The 20,422-nt window shown below is 27.6% G+C and carries 17 protein-coding genes and 2 pseudogenes; 1 reads left to right on the forward strand and 18 read right to left on the reverse strand.

Going from position 1 to position 20,422, the window contains the following annotated elements; genetic code table 11:
* Positions 1-341: 341 nt before the first annotated feature.
* The 18 genes and pseudogenes from BUA77_RS08640 to BUA77_RS08725 form a co-directional block, all read right to left on the reverse strand.
* The gene (locus BUA77_RS08640) at positions 342-1,271 is read right to left on the reverse strand and encodes an Rpn family recombination-promoting nuclease/putative transposase (RefSeq protein ID WP_072889239.1); all 930 of its coding nucleotides are present in this window, start codon (positions 1,269-1,271) and stop codon (positions 342-344) included.
* Positions 1,272-1,349: 78 nt separating this feature from the next.
* Positions 1,350-2,336, reverse strand: a complete 987-nt coding sequence (gene galE / locus BUA77_RS08645) for a UDP-glucose 4-epimerase GalE (RefSeq protein WP_072889241.1) — start codon at positions 2,334-2,336, stop codon at positions 1,350-1,352.
* Positions 2,337-2,362: 26 nt separating this feature from the next.
* Entirely contained in the window at positions 2,363-4,036 is a 1,674-nt protein-coding gene (locus tag BUA77_RS08650; protein ID WP_072889243.1) for an AAA family ATPase, read from the reverse strand.
* 54 nt (positions 4,037-4,090) lie between these two features.
* A complete protein-coding gene (locus tag BUA77_RS08655; RefSeq protein ID WP_242939106.1) occupies positions 4,091-4,522 on the reverse strand; it encodes a VanZ family protein in 432 nt (143 codons plus the stop codon).
* 74 nt (positions 4,523-4,596) lie between these two features.
* A complete protein-coding gene (galU, locus tag BUA77_RS08660; protein ID WP_072889247.1) occupies positions 4,597-5,517 on the reverse strand; it encodes a UTP--glucose-1-phosphate uridylyltransferase GalU in 921 nt (306 codons plus the stop codon).
* A 34-nt stretch (positions 5,518-5,551) separates the two neighbouring features.
* On the reverse strand, positions 5,552-7,255 hold the full coding sequence (locus BUA77_RS08665; RefSeq protein WP_072889249.1) for a phospho-sugar mutase: 1,704 nt from the start codon (positions 7,253-7,255) through the stop codon (positions 5,552-5,554).
* Positions 7,256-7,280: 25 nt separating this feature from the next.
* Positions 7,281-8,207, reverse strand: coding sequence for a type I phosphomannose isomerase catalytic subunit (locus tag BUA77_RS08670; RefSeq protein WP_072889251.1), 927 nt, complete (start codon positions 8,205-8,207; stop codon positions 7,281-7,283).
* A 14-nt stretch (positions 8,208-8,221) separates the two neighbouring features.
* Entirely contained in the window at positions 8,222-9,787 is a 1,566-nt protein-coding gene (gene murJ / locus BUA77_RS08675) for a murein biosynthesis integral membrane protein MurJ (protein WP_072889253.1), read from the reverse strand.
* 61 nt (positions 9,788-9,848) lie between these two features.
* A pseudogene (locus tag BUA77_RS14825) lies at positions 9,849-10,001 on the reverse strand (DapH/DapD/GlmU-related protein); the annotation flags it as partial.
* Between the two features lie 490 nt (positions 10,002-10,491).
* Positions 10,492-11,511, reverse strand: coding sequence for an alcohol dehydrogenase catalytic domain-containing protein (locus BUA77_RS08685; protein WP_072889255.1), 1,020 nt, complete (start codon positions 11,509-11,511; stop codon positions 10,492-10,494).
* Positions 11,501-12,223 carry an IspD/TarI family cytidylyltransferase gene (locus BUA77_RS08690; protein WP_072889257.1) on the reverse strand — a complete coding sequence of 241 codons (723 nt, stop codon included), beginning with the start codon at positions 12,221-12,223 and terminating at the stop codon, positions 11,501-11,503. The genes BUA77_RS08685 and BUA77_RS08690 overlap by 11 nt, the downstream gene beginning before the upstream one ends.
* 174 nt (positions 12,224-12,397) lie before the next feature.
* Positions 12,398-13,501 (reverse strand): CDP-glycerol glycerophosphotransferase family protein, encoded by a 1,104-nt coding sequence (locus BUA77_RS08695; protein ID WP_072889259.1) that lies wholly within the window; start codon positions 13,499-13,501, stop codon positions 12,398-12,400.
* Positions 13,476-14,942 (reverse strand): hypothetical protein, encoded by a 1,467-nt coding sequence (locus tag BUA77_RS08700; protein ID WP_072889261.1) that lies wholly within the window; start codon positions 14,940-14,942, stop codon positions 13,476-13,478. The genes BUA77_RS08695 and BUA77_RS08700 overlap by 26 nt, the downstream gene beginning before the upstream one ends.
* Positions 14,943-14,946: 4 nt before the next feature.
* Positions 14,947-15,705 (reverse strand): WecB/TagA/CpsF family glycosyltransferase, encoded by a 759-nt coding sequence (locus BUA77_RS08705; protein ID WP_330390063.1) that lies wholly within the window; start codon positions 15,703-15,705, stop codon positions 14,947-14,949.
* Positions 15,699-16,886 carry a glycosyltransferase family 4 protein gene (locus tag BUA77_RS08710; protein ID WP_072889263.1) on the reverse strand — a complete coding sequence of 396 codons (1,188 nt, stop codon included), beginning with the start codon at positions 16,884-16,886 and terminating at the stop codon, positions 15,699-15,701. The genes BUA77_RS08705 and BUA77_RS08710 overlap by 7 nt, the downstream gene beginning before the upstream one ends.
* Positions 16,887-16,927: 41 nt before the next feature.
* Positions 16,928-17,875 carry a GDP-L-fucose synthase gene (fcl, locus tag BUA77_RS08715; protein WP_330390064.1) on the reverse strand — a complete coding sequence of 316 codons (948 nt, stop codon included), beginning with the start codon at positions 17,873-17,875 and terminating at the stop codon, positions 16,928-16,930.
* A 20-nt stretch (positions 17,876-17,895) separates the two neighbouring features.
* A complete protein-coding gene (gmd, locus tag BUA77_RS08720) occupies positions 17,896-18,969 on the reverse strand; it encodes a GDP-mannose 4,6-dehydratase (protein WP_072889265.1) in 1,074 nt (357 codons plus the stop codon).
* Positions 18,970-18,998: 29 nt separating this feature from the next.
* Complete coding sequence (locus BUA77_RS08725) at positions 18,999-20,066, reverse strand: mannose-1-phosphate guanylyltransferase (protein ID WP_072889267.1); 1,068 nt, start codon at positions 20,064-20,066, stop codon at positions 18,999-19,001.
* Positions 20,067-20,230: 164 nt separating this feature from the next.
* Between BUA77_RS08725 and BUA77_RS08730 the strand changes: the two are divergent.
* Positions 20,231-20,422 (forward strand): annotated as a pseudogene (locus BUA77_RS08730) (ISNCY family transposase); the annotation flags it as partial.

Consider the following 20,422-nt stretch of genomic DNA (forward strand, 5'->3'; position numbering starts at 1 on the left):
TAGGCTATTTCCACCAATGGATAATAAAATGCGTAGCATTTCTTTAAAATCTAGCTTTCTTTTTCTTGTAAAATCCTTTTGTGGATTTTTACAAAAGAAATAAGAGTATGTATCCATTTCTAAGAGTATTTTATCTAAATTTCCTTTAATTAAGTCTGCATATTTGTTCATGTGGGAACCTCCTTAATTTTATACTTCCAAGGAATTCACCATAAAATTCATCATATTTGTCAAATTTTTTTGAATAGAAAAAAAGAACAGGGTATGATTTCATACTCTGTTCTTTGATAACCGCCTTCGGCGATGTCTTAACTTAATGACATTGCTGCCATGGCAGGTTTTTAATGTTGTATTTCTTTTTGTATATTTTCTATTTCTTTTTTACTTAATCCTGATGCTTGGATTATCTTTTCTATATCTACTCCAATCATTAATAGGTTTTTGACAATTTCTATTTTTCCTTGCTCTATTCCTTGCTCTATTCCTTGCTTTATTCCTTGCTTTAAACCTTCTTCTAAAGCTCTTTGTCTTTGAATTTTTTCGTATGCTATTTTTGATTTTTCATCTAATAACCATTTTTCACGTTGATAGTATTTTTGTCTAGCCTTTTCATCTTGACTTAATTTTTCAAGCATTTTACCAGCCATATCTATCACCTCACTTTTATTTCTAATTCCATTCACCAATTCTTCTTTTCCTTCATCTCCAGCATCTTTTATGAAAACAAGCCATTTTTCTAATTCATTCATTTCTTTTACACTCTTGTTGTCATTAAATTTTGGAAGCTCTAAATAATGTATTTCTAAATCATCTAATAGTTCAAAGTTTTCTTCTATATCTTTTACTTTGAATTTACTATGATATTTTTTAGTCTCTTTTAATAAGTTAAAATCTAATATATTTACTACTATACATTTTTTTAATGTCTCATATGCATCTCCATCTTCTATTGTTTCTCCATACATTTTTGACCAATAATATAATGATCTTTTTCTATAGTTATCTCTATTATTTATTTGTACTTCTATATCTATTAATTCGTCTTTTTGTGTCTTTACCTTTACATCCATTATAGATATCTTATCTTCCTTATATTCTTTATCATTATATGGATTTAAGTATATTATTTCTATTATTTTTTCTTCTTTTTCTAACCCTAATATTGAATTTAGTAAATCTATTAAAACTATTTTACTTTCCTTTGTTTCTCCTGCAAATATTCTTTTAAATACAAAATCTACAATTGGCTTCATTAACTTTATTTTATTCATTTATATACCTCTTTTCTTTTTTCTTATACTTAAATTATATCATGTTTGTAAAAAAAGAAAAAACCCGCCATGGCAGGTTTAATCATCAAATCCATTTGGATTATTCTTATGAAAATTATAAGCATCGCTTATTATTTTTTCTAAGGAATCATACTTTGGCTTCCATCCTAAAATATTCTTAGCTTTATCACTTGATGCTACAAGAACAGCTGGATCTCCTTCTCTTCTAACCTCTACTTGTGCAGGTATACTATGTCCTGTAACCTTTCTTGCAGTATCTATAACTTCCTTTACTGAAAATCCTTTTCCATTTCCAAGATTAAATATATCACTTTCATTTCCTTTTCTTAAATACTCAAGTGCTAAATAATGGGCACTAGCTAAATCCATTACATGAATATAATCTCTTATACACGTACCATCTTTTGTTTGATAATCATCACCAAATATATATATTTTTTCTCTCTTACCTAAAGGTACCTGAAGTATAAGAGGTATCAGATGTGTTTCAGGACTGTGATCCTCTCCTATTTTTCCACTTTCATGAGCTCCTGCTGCATTAAAATATCTAAGAGATACATACTTTATATCATGAGCCTTATCAAACCACTTCATCATCTTTTCCATAGAAAGTTTAGTTTCACCATATGTATTAGTAGGATTAGTTTTATCACTTTCAAGTATCGGAATACTTTCAGGCTCTCCATAAGTTGCAGCAGTTGAAGAAAATACTATTTTTTTCACATTATATTCATTCATTTTATCTAAAAGACATAATGTCCCATACACATTATTATCATAATATTTATATGGATTATTCATACTTTCTCCAACTAAAGAATTAGCTGCAAAGTGAATTACAGAATCTATATCATTTTCACTAAATACACCATCTAAAAATTCTTTATCCCTTATATCACCTACATATAACTTTCCACCAAGTACTGCACTTTTATGTCCAGTTTGAATATTATCTACTACAACTACTTCTTCACCTTTATCTAAAAAATACTTTAAAGTATGTGAACCTATATACCCTGCTCCTCCAGTTATTAATACCGCCATGGCAGCCTCCTTTATTTAATCTCTTCCTAATTTTGTATCACTAAAACATCTTTTCCTTCAAAAGCTATTCCTAGCTCTATTATATTTTTTATTCCTCTATCTAATAAATCCTGTTTATACTTTTTATCCTTTATCTGATTTATAGCATTTTGAGCTGCTATTTCTAAATTTTCTTTATCATCTTTATCTACTTTTTTAAACTCTATAATTATACCAATTTTACTTTTATCCTTTGGAATTAAAGCTACATCATATCTTCCATATCCACTTTCTCTATTAGACTTAACCTCATAATCATCACAAAGAGCTATAAGCATTCCTAATACAAAAGCATGATACACTTTTTCACTTTCATTTCCACCTATATCAAAATAACTAACACTACTTAATACAAATTCTTTTAGTATCTTTGAAAATATTTTTATATCTCCATTTACCAAACTTTTAAGCATAATATTGAATTTATCGTTATTTATACTTTCATCAAACCACGACATAATTATTTCTTCATATAAATACGCTACTTCTGCATTTGGTATTTTTAGATTGCAATAAGTTTTTCCTCTTTTAAACTCTTCATTTACTACCTTTAAATATCCACTAAAAAGCAAGAAACTCCACACATTTTCAGAACTCTTATCTATATCCTTCATAACTATATCTTCATTTACAGGCTTTATTATTTCTTTTCCTTTTATCAAATCCTCAAGCTCTATTTTCACAAATTCCCCTGCTTTTGTAAGTATCATCTTAACCAAATCATTACTACTCGTATTCACCCAATAAGGTCTATATCCTCTTTCATAATTATCTACATAATTTAATATCGACCATGGATTGTATATTACATTTTCTCCAAATATATATCCATTGTACCATTTTCTAACCTCATCCATTTCAGATTCTATATTATAGTATTTTAGCATTTCTTTTACTTCATCTTCTAAAAATCCAAATTTATCACTATAGTGATTTTTTAATATTGTACATACCTTTAAATTATTAAGTCCTGAAAATATACTCTCCTTTGCTACTCTTAATATTCCCGTAAGTACTCCCTTTTGTAAATACTCATTATCCTTAAATGCTGCACTCAAGAAAATTCTCATAAACTCAATAATTTTATCATAATAGTCATTTAAATATCCACTTTGAATTGGAACATCATATTCATCTATCAAAATAACTGTCTTTTGCTTGTGATATTTAGTTAAATATTTACTTAATGTTTTCAAACTTTCTGAAAGTTCTACAGTATTAACATTTTTATTTAATATATCATTGAAATACTTCTTTTGCCTTTCATCTAAAAAATCGCTTTTTAAAAGATACTCATGTTTTTCATATGCATCACTTATAACTGATTTAACTGCTTTATTACAATCTTCCCAATTAGAATATTTTACATCTTTGAATGTTATATATATTACTGGATATTTTCCCTGCATATCCATTATTTCTTCATAATTATTTACTTTTAATTTTTCAAATAAATACCTATTGTCTTCATCACTTTTTTCAAAAAAATACTTAAGCATACTCATATTAAGAGTCTTACCAAAGCGTCTAGGTCTTGGAAGTAATATTACTTCTGATCCATCATCTATTATCTCTTTTATAAATAAACTCTTATCTACATAGTAATAATTTTCACTTATTAATTTTTTAAAATCACTTATGCCTATAGGTATTTTTCTCATATAATTCTCTCCTTATTTAACTAAATACTATAACTTTATTATATCATACCATGGCTATCCTCTATTCACTATATTCCTAACCCCTAAATAAATTCCAATTCCAGCAAAACTACCAGCACTATCAATAAAAACATCAGTTACCTGTGCACCTCTACCTGATACAAATACCTGATGAAATTCATCACTTATTGCATAAAGCACACAAAATAGGAGAGAAATTACAAATGCTCTAATTCCCTTTACTCCACTTCTTCTAAATCCATTCACAACCAACAATCCAAGAAGTAAATATAAAGTAAAATGAGCATATTTCCTTACAATATGATTAAACTTTTCTACTAAATCTATCCCCGATTTTCCATTATCCAAGTCAAGCACTTTATCAACTGTATCCACAATGACCTTTGTAACCTTTTTACTTAACCCATCAGACTTTACAGCCGGTTGAGATGAGAAATAAAATATAAGGACAAGCAATGATAACACCGCTGTCCATGATAATACGATAATTATTTTATTTTTATTCATTTGATACCAAATCCCTCTCGTATCTATTTATATTACTTACTTTTAGCTACAGCAACTTCCTTTAATACTTCATCCTTATTATAGCTTTTAACAACTTTATTTAAATAATTTAAAAATTCATCTCTTAAATTATCACGCTTTAGTGCAAAATCAACAGTAGCTTGTAAAAATCCTAATTTATCTCCAACATCATATCTTCTTCCTTCAAAATTATAAGCATACATTGCTTCCTTTTTAGAAAGCTCTTTAAGTCCATCTGTAAGCTGTATCTCTCCACCTTTTCCCTCTGGTAAATTTTCTAATATTTCAAATATACTGGGATTTATTATATATCTTCCAAGTATTGCAATATTAGAAGGTGCTTTATTAGGATTAGGTTTTTCAACTAAATCCTTAACCTTATATACTCTATTTTCTATATGCTTTCCAGCTACTATTCCATATTTATTCACATCTTCTTTAGCAACTTCTTGAACTCCAAGAATTGTTGTTCTGTACTCACTATAAGCATCCATGAGCTGTTTTAAACATGGAGTTTTAGAATCGACAATATCATCTCCAAGCATTACAGCAAAAGGCTCATTTCCTATAAAATGCTTTGCACAATATATTGCATGACCAAGTCCTTTTGGCTCTTTTTGTCTTATGTAGTGAATGTTAATCATGTTAGATATATTTCTTACTATTTCAAGAAGTTCTTTCTTCCCTTTTTCTTCAAGTACAAGCTCTAATTCTACAGATTTATCAAAATGATCTTCTATACTTTTTTTATTTCTACCTGTTATTATTAGTATTTCTTCAATACCAGATTCAACAGCTTCTTCTATTATGTATTGAAGTGTTGGCTTGTCCACTATAGGAAGCATTTCCTTAGGCTGAGCCTTCGTTGCAGGTAAAAATCTAGTACCCAGTCCTGCTGCCGGTATTATGGCTTTTCTAACTCTATTTATCATACTTTTTACCCCCAATAAAATTTAATAAAATATTTTAAATTTCTTCTACCTTATTCATAATAAAGCTTATTAAACTATTTAATTTTTCATCTACATCTTTATTAGATCTTCCTACACATCCAAAATAAAATTTAATCTTTGGCTCAGTTCCAGAAGGTCTTACAGCAATCCAAGAATCATCTTCTAATATAAACTTTAATACATTTGACTTAGGAAGATTATCTACTCCTTTTTTATAATCCTTTAATTCCTTAATATTTATACCTGCTATAGCACTCGGAGAATTTTCTCTAAAGTATTTAATAATACTATTTATCTTTTCTGTTCCTTCTTTTCCTTTTAAAGTGATAGATTTTAAATCTTCCTTGTAATATCCATATTTTTCATAAAGTTCTATTAAAGCTTCATATAAACTCATACCTTTAGAATAATAATAAGCTGCCATCTCACAGATGAGAAGTGCAGATACTAGTCCATCTTTATCTCTCGCATGAGTTCCACATAAATATCCATAACTTTCTTCATATCCAAATACAAAAGTATTTTCTTTATTTTGTTCAAATTCTTTTATCTTCTCACCTATAAACTTAAATCCTGTTAATGTATCTATAGTATTAATATCATAATGCTTTGCTATCTCTGCTCCAAGCTCTGATGTTACTATAGTTTTTATAACTACCCCATTACTAGGTAATTTATTTTCTCTATTTAAATTTTCAAGAATATAATTAACTAAAAGAGAACCTACTTGATTTCCAGTAAGACAAATATACTCTCCTTCATTATTTTTAACTGCAACTCCTACTCTATCACAATCAGGATCAGTTCCTAATACAATATGAGCATTTTCAGATTTAGCAAGCTCTATTCCTAAACTTAGAGCTTCTTTTTCCTCTGGATTAGGATAACTTACTGTAGAAAAATTAGAATCCGGATTTTCCTGCTCCTTAACTACTAAAACATTTTTAAATCCTATTTCATCAAAAACTCTTCTTATAGGCTTATTCCCTGTACCATGAAGAGGTGTAAATACTATTTTAAAAGTATCAGATACTTTTTCTATTATATCTTTTCTAAAGCTTTGCTTTTTAACTTCTTCTATAAAAGCTGTATCTACTTCTTCATTTAATAAATTTATAAACCCTTTATCCATTGCTTCCTTTTCATCTATTGTAGGTATTTGACTATAATCATCTATTTTATTTACTTCCTCTATTATTTCTTTAGCAAGTGATGGAACTATTTGCCCACCATCTTCCCAGTAAACTTTATATCCATTATATTCTGGCGGATTATGACTTGCTGTAATTACGACCCCTGCCACGGCGTTTAAATATCTTACAGCAAACGAAAGCTGTGGAGTTGGTCTTAAATCATCAAATATATAAGTTTTTATACCACAGGCAGCAAGTGTCTTAGCAGTTTCTATACAAAACTCTCTAGATTTATATCTACTATCATGAGCTATTACTACTCCTTTTTGTTTACCTTCATCCTTATATTTTTTAATTATATAATTAGCAAGTCCAAATGTTGCTCTTCTTACAGTATATTTATTTATCCTATTAGTTCCAGCTCCTATTACTCCTCTTAAACCACCTGTTCCAAATTCTAAGTTTTTATAAAATCTATCTTCTATTTCTTTTTCATTATCTTTTATACTTAAAAGTTCATTTTTAGTTTCAGTATCAAAATATGAGTTATTAATCCATTCTTCATATACTTTCATATAATCCACTTTATAAAACTCCTTCCTTATTTTATTAATCAATTTTAGATACAGCAACTTCTTTTAATACTTCATCTATATCATAATCATTATCAACATAAGCTTTAATAAGCTCTAAATTTCCCTCTATCTTATAATCTAATCCATTTGGAATATATACTGTTTCTTCCGGTTTTAAATTTACCTTTTCATATTTATCAACTATGTATCCGCTTCCACTTATTACTGTATATGAATGAAACTTTTCATTTACTTTATCTTCATAGCTGCCTTTAATAGATACTTTTTCTATAGTAAAATACGGTGTTTCTAATTTCTTAAAGTTCTCTATTTTTCCACCTTTATTTTTTCCTTCATAATCTATAACATCTAACGCTTTTTTAATATGTACTTCTCTTCCCCTTCCCCAATCATAAAGTCTATAAGTTATATCACTACTTCGCTGTACTTCAATAAGTTTTATTCCACCTTCTATAGCATGTACAGTTCCAGATGGAATATATATTAAATCTCCTGATTTTACTTTAACTCTTTCTAAATAATCTTCTATTTTTCCTTCATCTATTATTTGCTTTAACTTATTTTTATCAAATCCTTTTTTTATGCCTGATATTAAAGTAGCTCCTTCTTTAACTTCTAATATGTACCAACACTCTGTTTTTCCATTATCATTTTCATATGTTTTAGCATAATCCTCATCTGGATGAACTTGTACAGATAAAGTTTCATTAGCATTTATAACTTTTACGAGTATTGGAAAATCGCTTTTCTCTTCTAATACTTCACCTAAATTTTTACCTTTATATATTCTATTTTCTACTACAGAATTTCCATTTTTATGAGCAGATAAATTCCACTTCTCGTATCCCCACACTTTTGGACTATAGAATGGTTTTAGTTTTAGTATGTAATCTACCATAATTTCATCCCCTTGTATAAAACTACCAGTATATAATTTCAAAAAAATTCCTCCTTTTAGGAGGATTTTTCCTTAATATAACTTTTTCTTTTTAACTTTCTATTAATCATATCTATTATCATATTAACTTCTTCTACTTTTAGTATTATAACTAATATTCCATAAACTAAAGCGCCTATAAATACTGATCCAAAGAGTGCTATAGCTTCAGTTATAAAACTAAGTCCTAATACTTTAATTAAAAATTTATATGTAAAGAATGTTATTATTCCCATGACAATAGCGGATGCTAAAGACTTTAGGGTAGTTTTTAGTATCTTATCTTGTCCAAAATATCCAATCTTTTTTTTAAGACTGTTAAATAGTAAAAATATACATATAAGGGCTGATATGCTAGTTGCAAAAGCAAGTCCAGCATGTCCCATAAATTTTACTAATATTAAATTTAATATTATATTCATTATCATAGCCATGGCACCGTTTATCATAGGAGTTTTCGTATCTTTTAAAGAGTAAAATACTCTTCCTAATATATCTCTAAGTCCATATCCAATCAATCCTATAGAATAAAATACTAAAGCTATAGATGTCATTTTAGTTGCAGTAATGTTAAATGCACCTCTTTGAAATAAAAATTTTACTACTGGAGTAGCTAACACTATAGCCCCTACAGACACAGGCATAACTAAAATTATTATGCTATTAATGCTTTTAACTACTGTCCCTACAAACTTTTCTTTATTATTTTCAGATGATAGTTTAGAAAGCATAGGATATATAACAGCCGCTATAGAAGTTATAAAAAATGCCATAATGAATTGATTCAACTTATTAGCATAGTTAAGTGCTGATATACTTCCTTCTGGTAAAACAGATGCTAAAGTTCTATCTATCATAGCATTAATTTGATTGACAGCAATTCCAATAAATACTGGTCCTACTAGCCATACCATCTTTCTTAAATACTCATCTTTTAAACTTATATGAGCTTCATATTTATAGCCATTTCTATATGCAAATGGTACTTGAAATAAAAACTTACTTATCATACCAATTAATGTTCCCCATACCATTGTATAAGGTCCATATTTAATACTCACTAGCATAGATATTATTATTATTATATTATACGGAACACTTATAAGGCCTGGTATAGTAAAGTTATTTTTTATTTGAAGGTATGACGTCATTATATTACTGAAACCTATGAATATTATTCCAGGTATAAGTATCCTAGTAAAATCTATGGCAGTTTTCAAAGTATTTCCTCTAAATCCAACAGCAAATAACTTTACTAATGGTTTTGTAAATACTATTCCTAGTAAAGCTACTATTATACTTATTATCATAACTATATTGAATACATTATTGGCAAACTTAAGTGATCTAGTATCTCCATCTATATTATTACTTTCAAAATATAAAGGGATAAAAGTAGTTGCTAATGCTCCACCTATAGTAGCAAATATAACAACAGGAATATTTAAAGCTATCAAATATGCATCACTGTATGCAGATGTTCCATAAACTGAAGCTAACACCAACTCTCTACTAAATCCTAAAATTTTTGCTAATAAAGTAACTATCATCAATCCAATAGTTGATCTTGCTAATTTACTCATAATCTCCTCCCTTGAAGATTAACTTTTTATATTAACATATTTATTTCCACATGACGCCTTTTTTAATAATTCTAGCTGGATTTCCTCCTACCAAACAATTTGCTGGGACATTTTTAGTTACAACACTTCCTGCTGCTACTATAGCGTTTTCTCCTATACTTACACCTTTTAATATACTTACATTACACCCTATCCAAACATGATTTCCTATATTCACTTCACATGATAAATTATTAATATTATCATTATGTATGATATCATGAAAATCTGTATCAATTATAGTTAACCCCCATGATAATGCACAATTTCTTCCTATAGTTATTTTATTTCTAGCATAAATTTTACTATCTCCTGCTATATATGAATTATCTCCTATGCATATACTAGCACCATTATCTACTATTAAATTTGTACCTGAACCTAAATCCACTGTACCATTTATAATTAAACTTGCATTTTTTCTTATATGTATTGATGACTTATTTATACATAGTGAAGAAATTTCTCCATTTAATCTTAATCTATTCTTTATTATAAGTTTACCAGTTTTATGCTTTTTGATTTTGCATATACCATTTGAAACTATAGGCAACTTGTAAAAATATCTTAGTTTAAATCTTATAGAATTATATATGCTTAATATAATTTCTTTTAATGTTTTATTTTTATATTTACTTAAAATAATTAGTCCCTCCTTAAGTAAACTAAACATTCCATTCTATAACAGTTTTAAATGTTGTAGTTAAATCTTGTTCGAAAGCTTTGCATATATCTTTTATATTTTTCACTCTTATTACCTCATAAATAAGCTTTTGCAATTGATTTTGGTAGTCTTTATACTCTTCCAAAAATCTCACAGCTTCAACAAAATCAAATCTGCTACTTCTACTACTTCCTATAATATTTAATCCTTTCTCTAAAACCATACGAGTCTCTATTTCTATCGGATTCTCTGATACACCTAAAATAGATATAGACCCCTCTGGATTTATATGTTTTATTATTTGCTTTATAGCAAATTCACTTGATTTACCACCAACAGCTTCAAAAGCATGATCAACACTCAGCTTACTTGGAATCTCATCTATTTGGTAAGTTTCATCGACAAAAGAAAAAAAACTTAGTTTTTCTTCATTTTTCCCGAATACAATTACGTTACTTTTCGGATACCTTTTTTTCAGTATAAGGGATGTTATAAATCCTACATTTCCATCCCCCCATACACCTATAGTATCTCGTCTCTCATGAGACTTTAATTCAAATCTATTTATAGAGTGTATCGCTACGCTTAATAATTCGATAAAAGAAGCAATATTATCATCTATAGAATTATATTTAACTATACGATCTCTTGCCATAAATATATAATCTTGCATAAAACCGTCATATCCACTAGATCTAAATTTACTAGTTGAAAGATAATTCTCTGATATTATTTCATCTTTTTGTATAGGCGTATTCGGTATCATAACCACCTTATCTCCATGATTAAACTCTCCTTTCGGATCATATACAACTTTCCCTACACCTTCGTGTATAAGAGCCATAGGTAACTTCTTTTTCAAAGCATCCTTTCCCCTAGTTCCAGTATAATATCTTTGGTCTGCTGCACATATAGATAACTTAGTTGGTCTAACTATGATACCGTTTCCATGCAATGTTCTTTCTTCAAACGAAGCAACTATTTGCCTAGGTGCAACTAACCTATATACCTTATTTATCATATTTATCCCCCATTACTATAGCATTAGCTAATTTCAAATCATACGGAGTTGTTATTTTTATATTAAAAACTTCCCCCTCAACTAATTTTACTTCTTCACCCTTTACAACAAATATCTTTGCTGCATCAGTTAATATAGATTTTTCTTCATCACTCAATGAATTATATAGTTTAACTAATTTTTTAATATTAAAACTTTGTGGAGTTTGACCTAAATACATAAAATCTCTTCTAGGAATGTCTGTTATTGTAACATTATCTTTAGATTCTACAATTGTATCAAAAGCTGGAACAACTGTATCTGTTGCCCCATACCTCAAAGCCATATCAATATTATCATTTATTATTCTATGCGTTAAAAAAGGTCTAACTGCATCATGAGTTACTATTATGTCTTCATCCATTATTCCAAAATTTTCATCTATATATTTTATACCATTCATTATAGATTCATTTCGATCTTTTCCTCCTTCACATACACATAATTTTTCTTTTAACGACTCATCTATATACTTATTTATTATATCTTGAGTATGTGCAATCCACTCACGAGGAATTGTTATTATTATCTTTGTAAATCTTTCATTTAATAAAAACATTTCTATAGTATGTATGATTATAGGTTTATTACCTATGTTTAAGAATTGCTTTGGCATATCAGTATTCCCCATACGAGAACCTTTTCCACCAGCTAGAATTTCTGCATATATCATAATTTCACCTCACAAATATTTCTCTATTTAATTTAAAAAATCAATTTATTTATTTCACTTTCTCAATATCCTCGAATATTTGCTATCTTTATAACGTAATCTTTAATAAAAATACAATACTTTAGACACCATATCATTGTCATACAAAAATTTTTTATCTAAATATAAATTCTTTTATGTGTCATTATTTGTTATACTTACCAAAAATTCATATATCCTTTTAGAAGAATTTTCATCATAATTTTTATGAAAAAATTTTTTAGCTTCAATCAAATTATATTCTTTCAATTTACTATCTTCTATTTTAACTATATCCTGTAGAGATCTTATCTTTGGTCCTGGAGTTTGTATATTATTATTATAGTCTATAACCAATCCTCTCATTTCTTGATATATAGGTAAATCAAATGTATAAAATATTATAGGTTTATTTAATAATAAATAATCAACAAATATAGAACTATAATCTGTTATTAATATATCACTAAAAATCATAAGGTCTCTGGTATCTGGATATTCGTCATATCCTGCATAATATATATTTTTAAATTTATCTATATGTTTTTTAATACCTTTAGAAAAATAATGTGGTCTAAATATCAATATACTGTTTGACAGTCCTAACTTATTATCTAATCCTTCAAATTCTTCTAAAATTCTCTTTAACATTTCTTCATTATTTTCTTTTGTTTCTCTATGGGTAGGTGCGTAAAAAAATACTTTCTTACTCATTCTATTTATACCTAATTTTGAGCTAATTTCATGAATGAGATTTATATTATTTTTGTTTTGTAATAAGTAATCATTTCTAGGTATTCCTAATGGCAAAAATATAGGAGAATCGATTTTATCTAAATTTCCTCCTTTTAAATAATAAGTGCTATCAAAATCACTAAGACATATAATGTATTTACATGATTTTTTAAATAGCTTATAGTCTTTCATCTTATTATTATCGTTCAGTTCATTATTTCCTGGTGTCTTTTTTGTAGCCCATCCATGATTCATACAAATAATATTTTTTGATATATAACTTTGAAATCTACTAGGGGCTGTAGATACTATAATGCTATTTTTTGTAATTAAGTTTCTTACTATATTTATCAATCCTATTTCAAAAACTCTTTTTATCTTGTCAGAAAAACTTTTATTTATCCTGAATGGAATATATACCACTTTATTATTTTTTAATAGATTATAGTGGTCATTTTTTTTTATATAGTTATATAATACTTCTCCATTCTGCATATAATCATATATAAATATTGTTTTCTTCATTTTTAATAACTCTCCTAAGTTTTTTTATTTTATCACCTTCACAATAGAGTAGCATTCCTAACAAAGAATAAAACACAATGGTGTAATATGGTAATTCGAAGAATGGTTCTACAATTCCTGTAAATAATCCAATTATCATGAATACTACTATCAATAAACTTATTTTATTATCATAGTTTATAAAGTTTTTAAGACTGTTAATAAGCATACGTATCATACAAACACTCCAAGTTAATAAAGCTATTATACCTACTCTTCCATATATACTCATATAACTATTATGTGGTTCTCTAACCAAATATCCCTGAGAATCCACAAAGTTTATGAGCGGTATACCAAATCCCCTACCTGTTAATACTTGATTGTTCTTTACGGACTCCATAATTAAATTCATATTCCAATATATCCTTTGATAAAATCCATCTGACATTCCAGATGATCCCTTTCCTACTGAACTTAGTATAAATTCTTTTAAGAATTGAATATCTAAACAACCTCTTCTAAGTTTCAACTTAATTCCTAATCCAATTATTATAAATGCTACTACACCCAGCATAGTAACATATGCTATTAAATATTTTGCAATATCCATACGTTTCAATAATATAAATAAAACTATAAATAGAAAATATAATATTATTACTACACGAGAAGTTGTTATTAATATTAACAATAACGATATTATACTTTGTATATGAACCAACATCCTTGATATAATCTTATTTTTATTTTTACTCAATACAATAGATGTATTATATATAATAAGAACAAGAAGCCATGTATGTATAGAGTTGAAGTTTCCTAATAGATATATATCTTTTTGATACCCTTTATATATTGGAGATATATTTGTTAATATACTAGAATTTATATAGAATAAACTATATATAAATAATGTATTCAGTACTATTCTTATAAACCTATATATAAAGTTTTCAATGTCTATTCCTCTATTAGATAACATATTGAATTCACTATATGTTACAAATATATACAATGCCTCTATAAAGCCTACACCATCTCTAAATGCAATTGCACCATATTTTACAAAACTATATATCATTAGAGTTATCGCATAGGTAAATACAATTAATATTGGGAATTTAAATCTATTAAAAAAAACTTTTAAATTATTTGTAATACAACGTATTAAACCTATACCAAGCACAATTTCACCAATAGGAATTAAAAAAGTAATATTAACTCCTACATTTGTTATACCTTGATTTAGAACTAAATACATCGAAATTATGGTTAACAATACTGAAATATATAATTTTCTGCTCTTTATTAAAATACCTAAAACTATAATCCCCAAAAAAATTATAAATAGTTTATGATTTATAGATACAAGAACTGACACTATTATTGATATAACAACACTTAAAATTAATGTTGTGTTATTATAATTATTCGATATGCTAACACTATAATATTTCAATACATTACCACTTCCTTCTGATTATATAATATATAAATTTTAAATTGGTATTTATATATCTACTCATTAACCTTTTTGGATCTTGTAATAACCTATATAACCATTCTAAACTCATATTTTGCATCCATTTTGGAGCTCTTGATATATTTCCTGCATGATAATCAAATCCAGCTCCTACACCTATCATTAAACCATTTACTTTATTTTCATGCTCATGCATCCATATTTCTTGCTTTGGTGCACCTAGCCCAACCCATATAAAGTCAGGTTTAGCTTTATTTATATTTTCAACTATTTCCTTACCTTCTTCTTCAGTTAATTTTCTAAATGGTGGTGAGTGCATTCCGACTATATTTAGCTTTGGATATTTCTTATTTAATTCTCTTTTTAATGTATCTAAAGTTTCTTGAGTACTTCCATAAAAATAATGCCTATACTCATTTTCTTCAGATATCTTAAATATTTCTTCCATTAAGTCTGGTCCTGTTACTCTTTCAGCTTCCTTAAATCCTCTTTTTTTACTTATTATTGAAAGAGGTTTTCCATCTGGAAGGGCCATAAATCCACCATTTTGTATAGCTTTGTAATTTTCATCTTCATAGGACATAACAGTTGTATGTACATTGGAAACACAGATATAATCTCCTTTTATTTTATCTAAGTTGTCTTTTATAATTTCTACAGTTTCTTTCATATTAGTAACATTTATATTAACACCTAATATGTTACAAGTTTTTAATTTTGGTATAGATTTGCTTACCACAAGTTATCACCCACTACTCTACTGTATATATTTTGTAATATATTATAGTTTTCTTCATCTGTATAATAATCTAAAAAAGTATTATAAGCATTATTTCCTAATTGTATATTAAATTGTTTGTTATAAAAAACTCTCTCTACTACTTCTTTAAGGCTTTGCTTATTATCTTTTTCAAATAATAATCCATTATTTTCATCATTAACTATACATCCTATGTTACCTATATTACTCCCTATTACTGGAACTCCTAATGAAAAACTCTCAGCTATAGTCATAGGAAACCCTTCATACCACTTTGAAGGAACTATTATAGCTCTAGATTTCTCTATAATCTCGAATGCACTTAATCTGTCCATAAATCCTAAGAGCTTTATATTATTTATCTTACTTTCTTTTATATACTTCTCTATATTCTCTTTTTCTGGACCATCACCAATTATATATAACTTTATATTCTTATCAATGTCTTTCCAAGAATTAACTAAAAAGTTTATTCCTTTAATTTCATCTAATCTTCCTATATAAATAAAGTAATCTTCCAAATTTCTTTGAGTTTTTTCTTTCTTAGATATAAAATTTGGCTTAATAAATACTTTTTTATCATCTTTAACTAAATTTAAAATCTTATTTTTATTAAACTCTGTTAAAGTTATATAGTTTATCTTGTTATAAGTTCCTATAATTTTATGAAACTTTAACATAAAGTACATAATATATGTTTGTAATAATGAATTCCTATAACATTTATTTTTTAACGATTGCCTAAGTCCTTTTGATAAGCAATCTTCACATATATGTCCATTTTTTGTGAATGTAGCTCCTGGACACAATAGTCTAAAATTATGTATAGTCTGAACTACAGGGACTTTCTTTGATATAGCTGCATAATAAATAGATGGACTTATTAAAGGCAAAGTATTATGAACATGCACTACATGTATATCATTTTTATCTATTAAACTTCTAACTTCTTTATAAGTCTTAAATGAGAATACAGTTTCTGTTGCTAACTTTAGTTTTCCAAATATACCAGATTCTTTTATTTTATCATTATGTCTAGTATATTTAATTACCTTATGACCATTTTTTTTTAACATCTCAACTTCATTATGAAAAACTGTATCCTCTCCTCCTGGAACTTGATAATAATTATGTGCCATTAAGACATTGCATTTTTTCATATGAAATCCTCTTTCCAATATAAGAATACTATTAAGTATTTTTATATATTTTCATTTGCGCATTCACTATTTAAATACCATTTATAAACTTTTTCTATGCCTTTTTTTAATCCTACCTTATGTTTCCATCCTAAATTATTAAGTTTTGTTACATCTAATAACTTTCTTGGAGTTCCATCAGGCTTAGATAAATCATTTACTATCTTACCTTCAAATCCAACAACTTCTTTTATAATTTGTGCTAACTCTCTTATTTCAATATCTTCACCAGTACCTAAGTTAATGTGAATCTCATTACTATAATTATTCATAAGGAATACACATGCATCAGCTAAATCATCAACATACATAAACTCTCTCTTTGGAGTTCCTGTTCCCCACATAACAACTTCTTTATCTCCATTTAACTTGGCTTCATGAAACTTTCTTATAAACGCTGGCATAACATGAGAAGTTTCTAAATCGAAGTTATCATTTATACCATATAAATTAGTTGGCATAGCACTTATAAAGTCACATCCATATTGTCTTCTATAGAATTTACATAACTCTATGCCACAAATTTTTGCTATAGCGTAAGCTTCATTAGTTGGCTCAAGTTGTCCATCCAATAAATATTCTTCTTTTATTGGCTGTTTAGCAAACTTAGGATATATACAAGAACTTCCTAAGAATAATAATTTTTTAGCTCCGTACTTATAAGCTGAATGTATTATATTGCACTCAATCATTAAGTTGTCGTATATAAATTCTGCTGGATAAGTATTGTTAGCATGTATACCTCCAACCTTAGCAGCAGCTAAAAATACATATTCAGGTTCTTCCTCTTTAAAAAAATCTTCTACAGCTTGTTGATTTCTTAAATCTAACTCTTTAGAAGTTTTAAATACTAAGTTTGTATATCCTTTTGATTCTAAATTTCTAACTATAGCTGAACCAACCATACCTCTATGACCAGCTATATATATTTTTGAATCTTTATTCATCATACTCGAATCTCCCCTAAGCATTAATTTTCAAATTTAGATCTATATTCATCACCATTTTTTAATATTTCTAAATCAGATTGAACCATTTCTTTAACTAATTCTTTAAAAGAAACCTTAGGCTTCCATCCTAATTCTTTTTTTGCCTTTGAGTAATCTCCCCATAATAATTCAACTTCAGCAGGTCTAAAGTATCTTGGATCTACTTCTATTAAAACTCTACCAGTTTTCTTATCTATTCCTTTTTCATCTACACCAGTTCCTTGCCACTCTATCTCATATCCAAGTTCTGCGAAAGCTAATTCACAAAATTCTCTAACTGTATGAGTTTCACCAGTAGCTAATACATAATCATCTGGTTTATCTTGTTGTAACATTAGCCACATTCCGTATACATAATCTCTAGCATGTCCCCAGTCTCTTTTTGCATCTAAGTTTCCTAAATATAATTTATCTTGCTTTCCTAAATGTATAGCAGCTACTGCTCTAGTTATCTTTCTTGTAACAAAAGTTTCTCCTCTTCTTGGAGATTCATGGTTAAATAATATCCCGTTACATGCAAATATATCATAAGATTCTCTATAATTTACTGTTATCCAATAAGAGTATAATTTTGCAACTCCATATGGACTTTTTGGATAAAAAGGAGTTTTTTCATTTTGTGGTGCTGTTTCTGGAAGTCCACCGAACAATTCGCTTGTTGATGCTTGATAAAACTTAGTCTTTATTCCTGTTTCTCTTATAGCATCTAATATTCTAAGTGTACTTACTCCTGTTGCTTCAGCAGTGTACTCTGGTGCATCAAAAGATACTTTCACATGAGACTGTGCTGCTAAATTATATATTTCATCTGGTCTTATTTTTTCTATAAGTCTATTTACATTGCTTGTATCCGTTATATCTCCATAGTGTAAAAATAATCTTACATCTTTTTCATGCGGGTCTTGATATAAGTGATCTATTCTTTTTGTATTGAAAGTACTTGCTCTTCTTATTATTCCATGTACTTCATATCCTTTTTCTAATAATAATTCTGCTAAGTAAGAACCATCTTGTCCTGTTATACCTGTTATTAACGCTACTTTTCTTTTTTCCATATTTATGCCTCCGCAATTATATTTGTATATTATAAGTAAACTACTTTATTTTGCTCTCTTAGTTCTTCTACTATTGCTTTTACATCTTGAGCTCTATTTTTTGGACAAACCATAACAGCATCTTTTGTAGAAACTACTATTAAATCTTTTATGCCTACTGCTGTTACTAACTTTTCATCTGAGTAAACTACAGAATTTTGAGTATCTATTGTTATAGTTTCTCCTCTTCTTATATTTCCGTTATTATCTGTTGGAAATATTGATCCTAACACATCCCAAGATCCTACATCATTCCATCCAAAATCCCCTGGAACAACCACAACATCATTACTTCTTTCCATTATTCCATAATCTACAGATATAGAAGGAATAGTTGGGTATATTTTTTCTATCATTTCTAATTCTTCTTCAGTACCTATATATTCACTTAATTCTTCAAGCTTATAATATACCTTAGGTAAATATCTTTTAAAATCTTCTAATACTTTAGAAACCTTCCATACAAACATTCCACTGTTCCATAGATACTCTCCAGATTCTACATATTTTACTGCTTTTTTAAAGTTTGGTTTCTCAACAAACTCTATAACTTCATATGAATATAAATCACTTTGTCTATCAAAATTTATATATCCATATCCAGTTGAAGGAAATGTAGGTTTTATACCTATAGTAACTAACTTATCCTTTTCTTGTGCTACTTTTATAGCTTTATTTAGTACATTTATAAATTCTTCTTCATTTTTTATAAAATGATCAGCAGGATATACACACATTATTCCATCTCCATGTTTTTTCATTATATTAAATGCTGCATATCCTATGGCAGCAGAAGTATTTCTTGCTACTGGCTCTTTTAATATATTTTCTTTTAAACATCTATCTTCTGTAATTTCTTTTAAAGCCTTGGCTTGAATCTTATTAGTAACTATGAATGAATTTTCTTTACACGATAATTTATTTACTCTATCTATAGTTTCATTTATTAATGTATCTGTTCCACTTAAATTTAATAATTGTTTAGGAGTAGCTTGTCTACTTATAGGCCAGAATCTAGTTCCCCCACCACCAGCCATTATAACGTTATAAATTTTCATATTTTCCCTCCTAACTTATAAATTTAATTAGCTCGTTGCAGAACTCTACAACTCGCATAAATACTACATTTAAATTTATAGAAATGGCTAAGTTTCCCCCATTTTGGGTATATATACATTAACTAGATGTGTATAACTCAAAATGAAAAAAGGAGGAAAAACTTATGCCAGTTCAAGCTAAACAATTAAACTTTTCTAATATTTCTTCTGATTTTGAAAAGTTTTTTAATCAAAATCAATACAATTTACTTTCTATGTTAAATCATTTTTTTGATATTAGTGATTTCATCCCACTTTCTTTTTATCAAAAATATTATTCTAATTTTGGACGTAAAAGAAATTTTTCTCTTGAATCT

The sequence above is a fragment of the Tepidibacter formicigenes DSM 15518 genome, from assembly GCF_900142235.1.
GTDB lineage: Bacteria > Bacillota > Clostridia > Peptostreptococcales > Peptostreptococcaceae > Tepidibacter > Tepidibacter formicigenes.

Coding starts and splice junctions, on each gene's coding strand:
- murJ (WP_072889253.1), bottom strand. CDS start 9,787: ATGAGTAAATTAGCAAGATCAACTATTGGATTGATGATAGTTACTTTA.
- galU (WP_072889247.1), bottom strand. CDS start 5,517: ATGATAAATAGAGTTAGAAAAGCCATAATACCGGCAGCAGGACTGGGT.
- BUA77_RS08710 (WP_072889263.1), bottom strand. CDS start 16,886: ATGAAAAAATGCAATGTCTTAATGGCACATAATTATTATCAAGTTCCA.
- BUA77_RS08650 (WP_072889243.1), bottom strand. CDS start 4,036: ATGAGAAAAATACCTATAGGCATAAGTGATTTTAAAAAATTAATAAGT.
- fcl (WP_330390064.1), bottom strand. CDS start 17,875: ATGATGAATAAAGATTCAAAAATATATATAGCTGGTCATAGAGGTATG.
- BUA77_RS08690 (WP_072889257.1), bottom strand. CDS start 12,223: ATGATATATGCAGAAATTCTAGCTGGTGGAAAAGGTTCTCGTATGGGG.
- BUA77_RS08695 (WP_072889259.1), bottom strand. CDS start 13,501: ATGAAGAAAACAATATTTATATATGATTATATGCAGAATGGAGAAGTA.
- BUA77_RS08640 (WP_072889239.1), bottom strand. CDS start 1,271: ATGAATAAAATAAAGTTAATGAAGCCAATTGTAGATTTTGTATTTAAA.
- BUA77_RS08685 (WP_072889255.1), bottom strand. CDS start 11,511: ATGATAAATAAGGTATATAGGTTAGTTGCACCTAGGCAAATAGTTGCT.
- galE (WP_072889241.1), bottom strand. CDS start 2,336: ATGGCGGTATTAATAACTGGAGGAGCAGGGTATATAGGTTCACATACT.
- gmd (WP_072889265.1), bottom strand. CDS start 18,969: ATGGAAAAAAGAAAAGTAGCGTTAATAACAGGTATAACAGGACAAGAT.
- BUA77_RS08725 (WP_072889267.1), bottom strand. CDS start 20,066: ATGAAAATTTATAACGTTATAATGGCTGGTGGTGGGGGAACTAGATTC.